The organism is Micromonospora sp. DH14 (assembly GCF_029809455.1).
In the GTDB taxonomy this organism is placed as follows: Bacteria; Actinomycetota; Actinomycetes; order Mycobacteriales; family Micromonosporaceae; genus Micromonospora; species Micromonospora parva.
This window is the reverse complement of record NZ_JARVKT010000008.1, coordinates 135763-150390: the sequence shown is the minus strand read 5'-3', so window position 1 is coordinate 150390 and position 14628 is coordinate 135763. Positions and strand designations below refer to the sequence as shown.

At 71.8% G+C, this 14628-nt stretch carries 12 protein-coding genes; 3 read left to right on the top strand and 9 right to left on the bottom strand.

Annotation, left to right across the window (positions count from 1 at the left end):
• Nucleotides 1-16 precede the first annotated feature (16 nt).
• The 9 genes from QCZ28_RS13455 to pcaF form a co-directional block, all read right to left on the bottom strand.
• Nucleotides 17-721 (bottom strand): gamma-glutamyl-gamma-aminobutyrate hydrolase family protein, encoded by a 705-nt coding sequence (locus QCZ28_RS13455; RefSeq protein WP_279516963.1) that lies wholly within the window; start codon nt 719-721, stop codon nt 17-19.
• A gap of 47 nt (nt 722-768) precedes the next feature.
• Entirely contained in the window at nt 769-1536 is a 768-nt protein-coding gene (locus tag QCZ28_RS13450; protein ID WP_279516962.1) for a 3-oxoacyl-ACP reductase, read from the bottom strand.
• A 5-nt stretch (nt 1537-1541) separates the two neighbouring features.
• Complete coding sequence (locus QCZ28_RS13445; protein WP_279516961.1) at nt 1542-2897, bottom strand: aldehyde dehydrogenase family protein; 1356 nt, start codon at nt 2895-2897, stop codon at nt 1542-1544.
• Nucleotides 2898-3038: 141 nt separating this feature from the next.
• On the bottom strand, nt 3039-4403 hold the full coding sequence (locus QCZ28_RS13440; protein WP_279516960.1) for a glutamine synthetase family protein: 1365 nt from the start codon (nt 4401-4403) through the stop codon (nt 3039-3041).
• Between the two features lie 115 nt (nt 4404-4518).
• Nucleotides 4519-6105, bottom strand: a complete 1587-nt coding sequence (locus tag QCZ28_RS13435; RefSeq protein ID WP_279516959.1) for an amino acid permease — start codon at nt 6103-6105, stop codon at nt 4519-4521.
• A gap of 353 nt (nt 6106-6458) precedes the next feature.
• Nucleotides 6459-6959 carry a DUF456 domain-containing protein gene (locus tag QCZ28_RS13430; protein WP_279516958.1) on the bottom strand — a complete coding sequence of 167 codons (501 nt, stop codon included), beginning with the start codon at nt 6957-6959 and terminating at the stop codon, nt 6459-6461.
• 91 nt (nt 6960-7050) lie between these two features.
• A complete protein-coding gene (locus QCZ28_RS13425; RefSeq protein ID WP_279517042.1) occupies nt 7051-9165 on the bottom strand; it encodes an EAL domain-containing protein in 2115 nt (704 codons plus the stop codon).
• 109 nt (nt 9166-9274) lie between these two features.
• Nucleotides 9275-10087: an SAM-dependent methyltransferase gene (locus QCZ28_RS13420; protein ID WP_279516957.1), complete on the bottom strand. Its 813-nt coding sequence runs from the start codon at nt 10085-10087 to the stop codon at nt 9275-9277.
• Nucleotides 10088-10197: 110 nt separating this feature from the next.
• Nucleotides 10198-11403, bottom strand: a complete 1206-nt coding sequence (pcaF, locus tag QCZ28_RS13415) for a 3-oxoadipyl-CoA thiolase (RefSeq protein ID WP_210865783.1) — start codon at nt 11401-11403, stop codon at nt 10198-10200.
• Nucleotides 11404-11509: 106 nt separating this feature from the next.
• On the opposite strand from pcaF, the gene QCZ28_RS13410 reads away from it, so the two are divergent.
• From QCZ28_RS13410 to QCZ28_RS13400, 3 genes are all read left to right on the top strand, one after another.
• Nucleotides 11510-12475: a glutathione S-transferase C-terminal domain-containing protein gene (locus tag QCZ28_RS13410; protein ID WP_279516956.1), complete on the top strand. Its 966-nt coding sequence runs from the start codon at nt 11510-11512 to the stop codon at nt 12473-12475.
• Nucleotides 12468-13151 carry a DUF998 domain-containing protein gene (locus QCZ28_RS13405; RefSeq protein ID WP_279516955.1) on the top strand — a complete coding sequence of 228 codons (684 nt, stop codon included), beginning with the start codon at nt 12468-12470 and terminating at the stop codon, nt 13149-13151. The genes QCZ28_RS13410 and QCZ28_RS13405 overlap by 8 nt, the downstream gene beginning before the upstream one ends.
• A 168-nt stretch (nt 13152-13319) precedes the next feature.
• Entirely contained in the window at nt 13320-14612 is a 1293-nt protein-coding gene (locus QCZ28_RS13400; protein ID WP_279517041.1) for a dicarboxylate/amino acid:cation symporter, read from the top strand.
• Nucleotides 14613-14628: the final 16 nt, after the last annotated feature.

Genomic DNA, 14628 nt, shown 5'->3' with positions numbered 1-14628 from the left:
GCGGGGGCGATCTCAGTCACACCCGCTGGTCAGCCGCCCGCACCAACGCCGTGATCGGACGGGGATCCCGCTCGTTCTCCGGATGCCACTGCACCCCGAGCACGAACGGCCGCTCCGGATCCTCCACCGCCTCGACCACCCCGTCCCCCGCCCACCCGGTCACCGTGAGCCGGCCCGGGTCGGCCACCGCCTGGTGGTGGTACGAGTTGACCCGGTCGACCCCCGCCAGCACCGACGCGGCCAGGCTCCCCGGCGCGAACCGCACCGGGTGCGCCCCGTACACGCCGGGCGCCGGACGGTGCGCCTCGTGACCCACCACGTCGGGCAGGTGCTGGTGCAGGGCGCCACCGTACGCGACCGCGAGCAACTGCATCCCCCGGCACACGCCCAGCACCGGCAGCCCGGCGGCGAGCGCGGCGGCCAACACCGTCAGCTCGCCGGCGTCCCGGTCCGGCCGATCCTCGGTGCGCGGGTCGGTCGGCTGGCCGTACCGCCCCGGACCGACGTCCGCGCCACCGGCCAGCAACAACCCGTCCAGCACACCCACCACGTCCGCGTCCACGTCGTCGGGCGGCAGCACCACCGCCCGGCCACCGGCGGCCGTCACCGCCCGGGTGTACGCCTCCGGCACCAGCACCGCCCGCACACCCCGCCAGACAGCCCAGTCGGCCGGCTCGACGTACGCGCTGACCCCGATCAGCGGCCTTCGCTGAGTTGGCACCGTTCGCGGCTGCGGGACTCGCACACCCGGCTCACTCCTCGCGCTCCTCACAGGGGGGTCACGTAGGCACCGGTGATGCCACCGTCGACCACGAACTGCGCGGCGGTCATGAACGAGGCGTCGTCACTGGCCAGGAACGCCACCGCGGCGGCGATCTCCTCCGGTTGCCCGAAGCGGCCCATCGGCACGTGCACCAGCCGGCGGGCGGCCCGTTCCGGGTCGGCGGCGAAGAGCTCCAGCAGCAACGGGGTGGCGACCGGGCCGGGGCAGAGCGCGTTCACCCGGATGCCCTCCCGGGCGAACTGAACCCCCAGCTCCCGGGTCATCGCCAGCACCCCGCCCTTGCTGGCGGTGTACGCGATCTGCGACGTCGCCGCGCCCATCAACGCCACGAACGACGCGGTGTTGATGATCGAGCCCTTGCCCTGCCGCCGCATGTGCGGAATGGCGTACTTGCAGCACAGGTAGACGCTCGTGGTGTTGACCCGCAGCACCCGCTCCCAGGCGTCCAGGCCGGTGTCCAGGATGGAGTCGTCGTCCGGCGGTGAGATGCCGGCGTTGTTGAACGCGATGTCCACCCGGCCGTGCCGGTCGGCCACCCCGTCGAACAGGTCGCGTACCGCCGACTCGTCGGCCACGTCGGTGGCCACGAACTCGCCGCCGCACTCCTGCGCGGCCTTCGCGCCGGCCTCCGCGTCGATGTCCACGCAGACCACCCGGGCCCCCTCGGCGGCGAACCGCCGCACGGTGGCCAACCCGATGCCGCTGCCCGCTCCGGTGACCACTGCCACCCGGTCCTGCAACCGACCCTGCACTGGCCTCACTCCTCTGTCGCGATGAAGACGTTCTTGACGTCGGTGAAGGAGTGCAGCGCGTCCGGGCCCAGCTCACGGCCGAGCCCGGAGCGCTTCATCCCGCCGAACGGGGTCCAGTAGCGCACCGAGGAGTGCGAGTTGACGCTGAGGTTGCCCGAGTCGACGGCACGGGCCAGGCGCAGGGCCCGACCGACGTCCCGGGTCCAGATCGAGCCGGAGAGGCCGTACTCGGTGTCGTTGGCGAGCCGGATCGCGTCCGCCTCGTCGTCGAACGGCAGCACCGAGACCACCGGGCCGAAGATCTCCTCCCGCCAGTGCCGGTCGGCTGGCGAGTCGGCCAGCAGTACCGTGGGCGCGTGCCAGAAACCGCTGCCGTCGGGGCAGGAGCCGGTGAAGGCGACTGTCGCACCGGTGAGGTAACCGGCGACCCGGTCCCGCTGGGCGGCGGAGATCAGCGGCCCCATCTCGGCGGTGTCGCGGGACGGGTCCTCGACGCGTACCGCGCGTACCGCTGGTTCGAGCAGTTCCAGGAACCGGTCGTACACCGGACGTTGGACCAGGATCCGCGACCGTGCGCAGCAGTCCTGGCCGGCGTTGTCGAAGACCGCGCCCGGCGCGGTAGCGGCAGCGCGTTCCAGGTCGGCGTCGGCGAACACGATGTTGGCGCTCTTGCCGCCCAGCTCCAGGGTGAGTCGCTTCACCTGGGCGGCGCAGCCGGCCATGATCCGGGTGCCGACCTCGGTGGAGCCGGTGAAGCAGATCTTGCGGACCGCCGGGTGGCTGACGAACCGTTCCCCCACCACGTCACCGGCTCCCGGGATCACTGTGAAGACGTCGTCGGGCAGGCCCGCCTCACGGGCCAGCTCGGCCAGGCGCAGCGCGGTGAGCGGGGTCAACTCGGCGGGTTTGAGCACCACCGTGTTGCCGGCGGCGAGCGCCGGGGCGAACCCCCAGGCGGCGATCGGCATCGGGAAGTTCCAGGGCACGATCACGCCGACCACACCGAGTGGCTCGTGGAAGGTGACGTCCAGCCCACCGGGCACGGGGATCTGCCGGCCGGTCAGCCGCTCCGGGGCACCGGCGTAGTAGTCGAGCACGTCCCGGACGTTGCCGGCCTCCCAGCGGGCGTTGCCGATGGTGTGCCCGGAGTTGCGCACCTCCAGCCCGGCCAGCTCGTCCACGTGCGCGTCGACAACGGCGGCGAACCGCCGCAGCAACCGCGCCCGGTCCCCCGGCCCGACCTCCCGCCACGCCTCGAACGCGGCCGCCGCCCGCGCGACAGCGGCGTCGACGTCCCCCACCGAGGCCCCAGGAACCTCCCGGAACCCCTGCCCGGAGGCCGGGTCAACAACAACTGTCACGCCCCCACCCACCCCTTCCCTCGTCGATCATGAAGTTGTGGTGCCGGACAAAGCACGCCTCAACCGACCTACCGCCCACCACAACTTCATGATCGACTCCAGTGGCGGCCCCGAGACCCAGCGGAGGCCCGGACGGCGCGGTCAGAGGCGTTCGAAGCCACGGGTCAGCTCCCAGTCCGTCACCGCCGCGTCGAAGGCCGCCAGCTCGACCCTCGCCTGGTTGGCGTAGTGGGCGACCACCTCGTCGCCGAACGCCTCGCGGGCCACCGTCGAGCCCTCCCACAGGGCCAGGGCGTCGCGCAACGTGGTGGGGACGCGCTCGGCCTCCGGGTCGTCGTACGCGTTGCCGGTGCACTCCTGCCCCAACTCCAACCCACCGTCGATGCCGTGCAACGCGCCGGCGACCAGCCCGGCGATCGCCAGGTACGGGTTGACGTCGGCGCCGGGCACCCGGTTCTCCACCCGCATGCCCTGCCCGTGCCCGACCACCCGCAGCGCGCAGGTGCGGTTGTCGACGCCCCAGCGCAGCGCCGTCGGGGCGAACGAGCCCGGCTGGTACCGCTTGTAGGAGTTGATGTTCGGGGCGAAGAGCAGGCTGAACTCCCGCATGGTGGCCAACAACCCGGCGAGCACCCGCTGCCCGGTCTCGCTCAGGTGCGCCGGCCCGTCGCCGAGCATCGCCGACGAGCCCGACGAGTCCCGCAGCGAGAAGTGGATGTGGCAGGAGTTGCCCTCCCGCTCGTTCGGCTTGGCCATGAAGGTGATCGCCATGCCCTCCTGGGCGGCGATCTCCTTGGCCCCGTTCTTGTAGATGACGTGGTGGTCGGCGCAGGCCACCGCCTCGTCGTACCGGAAGGCGATCTCGTGCTGGCCGAGGTTGCACTCGCCCTTGGCGCTCTCCGGGGTGAGCCCGGCGCCGGCCATCTCGGTGCGGATGCGGCGCAGCAGCGGCTCCACCCGGGCGGTGCCGAGCAGCGAGTAGTCCACGTTGTACTGATTGGCTGGGGTGAGGTCGCGGTAGCCGCGCCGCCAGGCGTCCTCGTACGAGTCGCGGAACAGCACGAACTCCAGCTCGGTGCCGGCGTACGCGGTCAGCCCGTGCTCGGCCAGCCGGTCCAGTTGCCGGCGCAGGATCTGCCGGGGCGAGGCGACCACGTCTCCCGAGCCGTCCAGCCAGGTCAGGTCGGCCAGCAGCAGGGCGGACCCGGGCTGCCAGGGCATGCGGCGCAGGGTGGCGAAGTCGGGCACCATCGCGAAGTCGCCGTAGCCGCGCTCCCAGCTCGACATCGCGTACCCGTCGACGGTGTTCATGTCCACGTCGACGGCGAGCAGGTAGTTGCACCCCTCGCTGCCGTTCGCGACCACCTGGTCGAGGAAGAACGGCGCGTGGAACCGTTTGCCCTGGAGACGACCCTGCATGTCGACGAGGGCCAGCACCACGGTGTCGATCTCACCCTCGGCGACGGCGACCCGCAGTTGTTCCAGCGTGAGCGGTGCTTTCCTCATTCGCGGGCCTCCATCACCAAGGTCTACTGGCAAACCGGATCACCGTCAATGCCCCCGGCGGCACGGGCGGCAAACCCGGCGGGACGGCCGCACCGCCCGTCCCGCCGGGCGCTGATCAGGCCGGGCCGTCGGCCGGCGTCGGGTCGACCGCTGGCGTGGGTTGCTCGACGGTACGGACCGGGCCGGTGAACCACTTGCGGGCCGAGGCGTACCACCAGACGGCGACGACCAGCAGCACCCCGCCCACGGCCAACGGCGCGTAGTTCACCGCCGACCAGGTGAACCCGTCGTTACCGGGTACGCCGGCGGGCACGATCGGCAGCACGAAGTACACGGCGATGATCGCGATCTCGATCACCGCGATCCAGCCGAGCAGTTTGTACCTGCGGCCGAGCGTCCACGGGCCGGGCACGAACCGGTCGCCCATCCGCAGCCGCAGCGCGATCGGGATGAGGAACGACAGGTAGAGCCCGAGCACCGCGACGGAGACCACCGCGTAGAAGGCGATCGGGATGCCGGCGGAGCTCTCGTAGAGCGCCGGCAGGGTCAGCACCAGACCGGCCACCGTGGCGCCGATGATGGCGTTGACCGGGGTGCCGTTGCGGTCGACGGTCGACCAGAGCCGCCATCCGGGCACCGCCCGGTCCCTACTGAACGCGTACGCCATGCGGCTCATCGAGGTCACACAGCTCATGCCGCAGAAGAACTGGCCGATGGTGGAGATGATGATGACGATCTTGAAGAAGACCGGGGTCAGCGCGGACTCGAAGATGGCGCCGGAGAAGCCGCCGGCAGCGTTGACCGCCTCGACGTCGGTGGCCGCGAAGAGGAACGCCAGCAGCAGGATCCAGCCACCGACCGCCGAGTAGAAGATCGACTGCCAGAGGCCACGGGCCGCGGCCTGCGACGCGCCCCGGGTCTCCTCGGAGACGTGCGCGCAGGCGTCGAAGCCGGTGATCGTGTACTGGGTGAGCAGGAAACCCAGCGGCAGCACGTAGAACCAGAACGTCAGCCCACCGATGTCGCCGTCGCCGAAGCCGGAGTTGTTGAACCGCTCGGTGAACACGAACTGGAAGCTCTGGTGGTTGTCGGGAACGAAGACCAGGATGGCCACCACGACGGCCGCGCCGGCCACGTGCCACCAGACCGAGACGTTCTGGAGTACGTCGATGATCCGGTGCCCGAAGATGTTGATCAACCCGTGCAGCACCAGGATGATCACGAAGAGCATGAACGCCTGCCGCAGCGTCCCGGCCCAGCCGTCGAAGAGCGCCGACAGGGTGAGGTTGAGGAACGTCGCGCAGCCGTAGTCGACCGAGGCGGTGACCGCCACCAGACCGATCAGGTTCAACCAGCCGGTGAACCAGCCGTGCACGGGGCGACCCATGGTGGCCGCCCACCAGTAGATCCCGCCCGCTGTCGGGTACGCCGACACCAGCTCCGCCATGCAGAAGCCGATGATCAGGATGAACAGTGAGATCAGCGGCCAGCCCCAGGAGACGGCGACCGGCCCGCCGTTGTTCCACGCCTGACCGAAGGTGGTGAAGCAACCGGCCAGGATCGAGATGATCGAGAAGGAGATGGCGAAGTTGGAGAAGCCACTCCACTTGCGGCGTAGTTCCTGTTTGTAGCCGAGTTCAGCGAGCCGTCGGGCGTCGTCGTCCATCGGTTGCTCGGCGGTCGGCACGGGCGTCGTGGCCACTGCACACCTCCCTGAGGTGGTTCCGCGTGCGAGTGGGCAAAGTGTCGACCCGGCCGATCAAGGTGGTCAATACGTAGGCGGTGGGAATCTCACCGCCGGCGGGCTAATTGCGTTGCCGTCCGGCCACCCCGGCCCGCATCCTGGACCAGTGACCAGGCCCGATCAGGGCCCCACCCCGGGCGCTCGGACCGCCCGACACCGGTGGCGCGGGGCACGCCTCTCTCTCACGCACGGGCACGCCGCCCGTACCCAAAAGTGCCCCGCGCCCCCTTTCCCCGCGTGATCAAGAGGTTTGCGTCAAACGGGGCCCGATTCCTGACGCAAACCTCTTGATCACGCCGGGCGGTGGGGGGTCAGGTCAGGAGGAGGCCGGCTACCCAGAGGGCCGCAATGATCATGCCGGCCAGGAACTCCACGAGGATCGACAGGCCGGCGGCCTTGAGGGCCTGCACGGTGGACGGCCAGGCGAGCTGGTTGCTGCCCAGCCGCAGCCGCTCCGCTGCCCACACCCCCGCCACGAAGCCGAGCACCAACCCGACGAACGGCACCACGAAGAACCCGATGATGCCGAGCACCCCGCCGGCGAGCAGCGTGGACGTCGGCACACCGGTACGCTTCAGGTTCCGGCCGGGCCACGCGTACTTGATCACGGCGCCGCTCGCGGCGACCAGGGTGACGGCGGCGAACACCGCCCAGCCGGCCAGGCCGGCACCGCCGAACACGGCCCAGACCAGCACGCCACCCCAGCACAGCGGCAGCGCCGGCAGACCGGGCACCACCACGCCGGCCAACCCGGCCAGGATGGCCAGCCCGGCCACCACGGTCACCACCGTCTGCGAGTCCGTCAGGTCCACGTCGCCACCCTCCGTCGCCGCCGCCCGGACCGCAACGGTCCCCCGCGCACGGCAGTGCTGCGTCGCCGCCCAGAACGCACCGGTCTCCCGCTCACGGCAGTGCTCCGTCGCCGCGCAGCCGGGCGGTGATCGCGTCGGCCGGGGCCGGGGCACCGAAGAAGCGGCCCTGCCCGGTGTCGCAGCGCAGCGCCCGCAGCCGTTCCGCCTGCACGCCGGTTTCCACCGCCTCGGCCGTGACCCACAGCTCCAGGGCGTGCGCCAGCCGGACCAACGCGTCGACGATCCGTTCGTCGCGGTGGTCGGCGGCCTCGTCGGTCCGGTCCGCGCGGATACCCTCGACGAACGGGCCGGCGAGCTTCAGGCAGTGGATCGGCAACCGGCGCAGGTACGCCAGGTTGGAGTAACCGGTGCCGAAGTCGTCCACTGCCAGCCGGACGCCGAGCGCGGCGAGCCGGTGCAGGCTGCGCAGCGGTTCACCGGCGCTGCCCATCACGGCGCTCTCGGTCAGCTCCAGCTGGAGCAGCTCCGCGGGAAGACCACTGGTCCGCAACGCGTCGGCCACGGTGTCCACGATGGCCGGTTCGTCGGCCTGCCGCGCGGCGAGGTTGACGCTGACCACCAGCCGGGCGTCCGGGAACTCCCGCCACCACCGCTCGGCGTCCGCGCAGGCCCGCCGCAGCACCCACTCGCCGAGCCGGACGATCAGGCCGGTCTCCTCGGCCAGCCCGATGAACCGGTCCGGCCCGATCAGGCCCAACTCCGGGTGCTCCCAACGGACCAGCGCCTCCACCGCCAGCATGGTGCCCTCCAGCAGCGACACGATCGGCTGGTAGTGCAACACGAACTCGCCCCGGTCGAGTGCGGCGGGCAAACCGGCGACCAGCGCCGACCGGGCGATGTCCCGGGCGCCGCGCTCGGGGTCGTAGACCGCCCACCGGCCCCGGCCCGCCGCCTTGGCCCAGTAGAGCGTGGTGTCCGCGGCCTTCATCAGCTCCGACGCGGTGGTTTCCGAGGCGGGGCACTGCACGATGCCCACACTGGCCGAGACGGCCAACTGGTGCTCACCGACGTGGACCGGGGCCGCGACGGCGGCCAGCGCGGCCTCGGCGACGGCGACCGGGTCGTCGGCGTCGTCGCCGCCCGCGACGAGGATCACGAACTCGTCGCCCCCCATCCGGGCGACCAGGTGGCCGTGGTCGGCCACGCACGCGGCCAGCCTGCGAGCGATCATCACCAGCAGCCGGTCACCGAGGTCGTGGCCGAGACTGTCGTTGATCGCCTTGAAGCCGTCCAGGTCGAGGAAGCACACCCCGACCCGCTGCCCGACACCCGCGGTGTCCAGCACCCGTCCCAACGTCTCGAAGAACAACGTCCGGTTGGGCAGCCCGGTCAGCGGGTCGTGCAGCGCCTGGAAACGCAGGCGCTGCTGGAGTTGGTACCGCTCGGTGATGTCCTCGATCATCGCAACGGTGAATCGTGGCCGTCCCTCGTGTCGGATCAGCGAGACGGCCAGATCCGTCCAGACCACGCTGCCGTCCTTGCGGTAGTAGCGCTTCTCCACCCGGACCGCGTCGTGCTTGCCCTCGATCAGCTCCTGGTAGAGCTCCCACATCCCGGCGGCGTCGTCGGCGTGGAACAGCGCCGCCACGTTGATCTTGCGCAACTCCTCGATCGAGTAGCCGAGCATGTCGGCGAACGCCTGATTGACGTCGATGATCCGGCCGTCCACGCCGGCGATGCCGATCCCGATCGCGGCTCCGGTGAACACCGCCCGGAACCGCGCCTCACTCGCGCGCAGCGCCTGCTCCACCTCGTCACGCGCCTGCCAGGCCGACCGGGCGATGCGCTCCTGCTGGCTGAAGGTGCGGTCGCGCAGCGCGCGGGCGAACCCGGCGGCCAGGCCGCCCTGCATCGCGGCGATCCGGTCGGCGAGGTCGGCCGGCCGGTCACCGTCGCTGAGAACCCGCCGCCCGAAGGTCGCACCGAGCGCGTGCAGCGTCCACTCCAGCGCCTGCGGCTCGGTGAGGTGCGCCTCCACCAGGGCCCGCCCGACCTCCTCGGCGGGGCCGACGCTGAACGGCTCCGCCCGTATCGCCTGGGCCAGCCGGACCGTGTGCGCCAGCAGCAGCCGCTCGGTCTCGGCCAGGCTCAGTGGCACGAAACCGAGACGGCGTACCGCGCGGGCCCAGTCGACGGCGTACCCCACGGCATCGGCCCGGCCGGCATCGACCCCGGCGGGGTCCCGGCCGGCATCGACCCCGGCGGGGTCCCGGCCGGCATCGACCCCGGCGGGGTCCGGGACGGCGGCCACGGGGTCAGCCGGCGGGCTGGTCGTACCGGGCGACGCCGCCGAAGGCGCCGAACCGCTCCGGGTTCTCGTCCACGTCGGACGGTGAGTCGGGACGCCAGAGCGGCATGTGCACGACACCTGGTTCCAGGACGGTCCAGTCGCCCAAGAAACCGGTGACCTGTGCCCGGGAGCGCAGGGTGATCTCGGTGGCGGTACGGGCGGAGAGCCGCTGGGCGTCCAGCATCTCCTGCGGCTGGTCCTCGAATGTGGAGTGCGAGATGACCAGGAAGCTGCCCGGCGCGGCGGCCTCCCGCAGGGTGGCCAGGATCGCCTCGGGACGGTCGGTGTCCGGGATGAAGTGCACCACCCCGGCCAGCAGGATGCCCACCGGTCGGCTGAAGTCGATCAGCCCGAGCTGGCGGGTCTCGGCGAGGATCCGCTCCGGCTCCCGCAGGTCGGCGTGGATCACCCCGGTCAGCTCGTTGCCGGCGAGCAGCTCCCGGCTGTGCGCCACGGCCACCGGGTCGATGTCGACGTACACCACGCGGGCCTTGGGGTTCACTCCCTGCGCCACCTCGTGCACGTTGCCCACGGTGGGGATCCCGGAGCCGATGTCGAGAAACTGGTCGATGCCGGCGTCGAGCAGCACCCGGACGGCCCGGCGGAGGAACTCCCGACCGGACCGCATGGTGGCGGCGAGATTCGGGGTCATGCTGGCGATCTGTTCGGCCAGCTGCCGATCGATCTCGAAGTTGTGCGCCCCACCCAGAAAGTAGTCATACACCCGGGCCGCGCTCGGCCTGGTCAGATCGATCTCGGTCGGCAGTCCGTCCGGCATCAGTGTGCTCCCCAGTTCATCGCCGCGGCGCGGGACGGCACCGGCGGACGGGCGTGCCACGGGCACGCGCGAGCGCCGGCCGACCCGCGGGTCGTGTGGTGTGGACCACTCTAGGCGGCTGACTCCAGCAACAGCGAGATGCCTTGACCAACGCCGATGCACATGGTGGCCAACGCCCGTCGGCCGCCGCGACGGCGCAGCTCCAGGGCGGCGGTCAGCGCCAGCCGGGCCCCGCTGGCACCGAGCGGGTGCCCCAGCGCGATGGCCCCACCGTTCGGGTTGACGTGGTCGGCGTCCACCGGCAGCCCCAGTTCACGCAGCACGGCGACGGACTGCGCGGCGAACGCCTCGTTCAGCTCCACCACGTCCACGGCGTCCAACCCGACGCCGACGCGATCGAGCAGCTTGCGGGTGGCCGGCACCGGGCCGATCCCCATGATCCGCGGCGGCACACCGGCCACCGCGGCGCCGACGATCCGGGCCAGCGGGGTCAGGCCGTACCGGGAAACCGCCGCCTCGCTGGCCACCAGCAGCGCGACAGCGCCGTCGTTGACACCCGAGGAGTTGCCGGCGGTGACCGTGCCACCGTCGCGGAAGGGGGTGGGCAGCGCGGCCAACTTCGCGAGCGTGGTCTCCCGGGGGTGCTCGTCGACCTCGACCAGCCGGGTCTCCCGACGACCGGCCGGCACGGACACCGCCACGATCTCCTCGGCGAAGCGGCCGTCGGCCTGCGCCTTGGCCGCGCGCTGCTGCGAGCGGTACGCGAAGGCGTCCTGCTCGGCCCGGCTGACGCCGTACTCGGCGGCCACGTTCTCCGCCGTCTCCGGCATCGAGTCGACCCCCCAGCCGTCACGCATCAACGGGTTGACCAACCGCCAGCCCAGCGTGGTGTCGTACACCTCGGCCGAGCGGGAGTACGCCGAGGTCGCCTTCGGCATGACGAACGGCGCCCGGCTCATGCTCTCCACCCCGCCGGCGATCACCAACTCCGCGTCCCCGGCGACGATGGATCGGGCGGCGGTGGCGAGCGCGTCCAGCCCCGAGCCGCAGAGCCGGTTGACGGTGCCGCCCGGCACCTCCTCGGGCAGGCCGGCCAGCAGCGCCGCCATCCGGGCCACGTTGCGGTTGTCCTCGCCGGCCTGGTTGGCGCAGCCGAGCACGACGTCGTCGACCCGCGCCCAGTCGACCGAGGGGTGGCGGGCGACCAGCTCACGGATCACGTGCGCGGCCAGGTCGTCGGGGCGGACGCCGGCCAGCGCGCCCGCGTACCGGCCGATCGGGGTGCGGACACCGGCCACCAGGTATGCCACGGTCATCGCGAGTCCTTAGGGGGTGCAGACGGCGGGGGTGGGGCACGCCCACCGGGTCGCGGGGGCTGCCGGCCGCCAGGATATCCGCGCCGGCAGCGGATAGGTTGACGGCATGGCCCGGGCCCAGTTCAGCGCAGAGACCAGCGGCGGTGGCGCGTTCGTCCGCCAGCCGAACCGGTTCACCGGTCGGGTCACCGCCGACTCGACGTCCCCACCGGGCGGCGGCCCGGACGAGCAGGACCGTTGGCCACTGGAGGCCGGCCGCTACCGGCTGATCTGGTGCCGTGCCTGCCCCTGGGCACACCGGGCGAGGATCGTGCGCGGCCTGCTCGGGCTGGACGACGCGATCTCGTTGGGCACCGTCGACCCGATCCGGGACGAGCGGGGCTGGGCGTTCGCCCTCGACCCGGACGGTTTCGACCCGGTCCTCGGGGTGAGCTTCCTCTCCGAGGCGTACCTGGCCACCGACCCCGACTACACCGGCCGGGTGACGGTGCCGGCGCTGGTGGACACCCTGACCGGCCGGGTGGTCACCAACGACTACCCGCAGCTCACACTCGACTTCTCCACCGAGTGGCGGCGGCTGCACCGGCCCGACGCACCGGATCTGTACCCGGTCGACCTGCGTCCCGAGATGGACGCGCTGATGGCCGAGATCCACGCCGACGTCAACAACGGCGTCTACCGGTGCGGGTTCGCCACCTCGCAGGAGGCGTACGACGAGGCGTTCCGGGCGCTCTTCGCCCGGTTGGACGCGCTCTCCGAACGGCTGGCCGGGCAGCGTTACCTGATGGGCGACGCGATCACCGAGGCGGACGTGCGGCTGTTCACCACGCTGGTCCGCTTCGACGCGGCGTACCACGGGCATTTCAAGTGCAACCGCGACAAGCTGACCGAGATGCCGGTGCTCTGGGCGTACGCCCGGGACCTGTTCCAGACGCCGGGTTTCGGCGAGACGGTGGACTTCGACCACATCAAGCGGCACTACTACGGCACGCACCGGGAGATCAATCCCAGCGGGATCGTGCCACTCGGGCCGGACGAGTCCGGCTGGCGCACGCCGCACGGGCGTGGCTGAGCCGGGTCGGTCCGCCGCCCCGAGCGCGCCGGCGGCGGGCGGGGACATCGCCCGCCGGGCCGCCGGGTCCGCCGCGGCCGGCTGCACCCTGGCCGGCGCGGTGGCGGTGACGCTCGCCGTGGTCGCCGGTCCCGGTCCAGGGCTCACGGGGTACGTCAGCGAGGCGGGCATCGCCGGCAGCACCCACGCCGCGACGTACCGGATCGGGATCCTGGCCCTTGCCGCCGCGTTGCTGCTGATCGGCGCGGCGCTGCCACCGGGGGTGTGGGCGGCGGCCCCGGCGCTGCTCGCCACCGGCGCCGTGTTCACCGCCGTGTCCGGGGCGGTGACCTGCTCCGGCGGGTGCCCGCTGCCACCGTTCGAACGGGCGACGACGGCGGACCTGGTGCACGGCGGCGCGAGCATCGCGGCGACCGCCGCGGTGGTCTTCGCCATGATCACGCTTGCCGTCTCCGGGTCGGTCGGCAGCGTGGTGCGCCGGCTGGCGGGCGGGGCCGCCGCGCTGGCCCTGCCGCTCTGCGCCGCGGTGGGGTTGGCGATGCTCGTCATCGGCCGGGGCACACTGGTGGGGGTACTGGAACGGCTGATCCTCGCCCTCGCGGTGCTGTGGGGCCTGTGCACCGCCACCGCGCTGGCCCTCTGTAAGGAGCCTCACCCCGACCGGTCCTTCCAATAGGCGGGAATCGGCGTATCGTCGGCGGGCGATGACCAATGTCTGGGGCCTTACTGTCCGCCTGTATGTCGATCTCCGACTGCAGGCCAGTGGCATCTGTCCGGGCTAGCCGCGTTTCTACGCCTGCCCCGATCGGACCGGACAATTGGATAGATCTTCATGCCCTTCAGCCTGCGCAAAATTCCCTTCTCCGTGCAGATCCTGCTCGGCCTCGTCCTCGGCGTCGCGCTGGGCTTCCTGGCCCGCACCAACGACCTGAGCTGGCTGACCAGCACCCTGCACACCGTCGGCAACCTCTTCGTCCAGCTGCTCAAGCTGGCCGTGCCGCCGCTGGTCTTCACCGCCATCGTGGTCAGCGTGGTCAGCCTGCGTGGCGTCGCCAACGCCGCCCGGCTCGCCCTCAAGACCCTGATGTGGTTCGGCATCACCGCGCTGATCGCGGTGAGCATCGGCATCGGCCTCGGCCTGCTCACCAACCCCGGCAGGGGGGTGACCCTCGACCTGGGTGGCGCCACGGCGCCGAAGAAGACCGGTTCGTGGACCGACTTCCTCACCGGCATCGTGCCCACCAACCCGGTCGGCGCGTTCGTCGAGGGCAACGTCCTGCAGATCGTCTTCCTGGCCGTCGTCATCGGTGCCGCCGCCCTGCTGGTCGGCGAGGCCGCCGAACCGTTCGTGGCGCTGAACCGCTCCCTGCTGGAGATCGTCCAGAAGGCGCTCTGGTGGGTCATCCGGCTCGCCCCGATCGGCACCCTCGGCCTGATCGGCAACGCCGTCGCCTCGTACGGTTGGGACCTGCTGGCGCCCCTCGCGAAGTTCACCACCGCCGTCTACGTCGGCTGCGCCATCGTGCTGTTCGTGGTCTACCCGCTGGTCCTGATCCTCGCCGGCCGGCTCAACCCGCTGCGCTTCTTCGCCGGTGCCTGGCCGGCGATCGAGCTGGCCTTCGTGTCCCGCTCCTCGGTCGGCACCATGCCGGTCACCCAGCGCTCCGTCGAGCGGCTCGGTGTGCCCCGCGAGTACGCCTCGTTCGCGGTGCCCTTCGGCGCCACCACGAAGATGGACGGCTGCGCCGCCATCTACCCGGCCCTCGCCGCGATCTTCGTGGCCCAGGTGTTCGGCGTCCAGCTCGGCCTGACCGACTACCTGCTGATCGCCTTCGTCTCGGTGGTCGGCTCGGCGGCCACCGCCGGCCTGACCGGCGCGATCGTGATGCTCACCCTCACCCTCAGCACGCTGGGCCTGCCGCTGGCCGGCGCCGGCCTGCTGCTGGCCATCGACCCGATCCTGGACATGATCCGCACCGCCACCAACGTCGCGGGGCAGGCACTGGTGCCGACGGTGGTCGCCGCCCGCGAGGGCACCCTCGACCGCGCCGCGTACGAGTCCGCCGGCCGGCGGGATCTGACCGAGCCGGAGTCGGCAGCCGACACCCGACCCGAGCTCAGCCCCGTTCCTGCCTGATCGGTTCACCCAGACG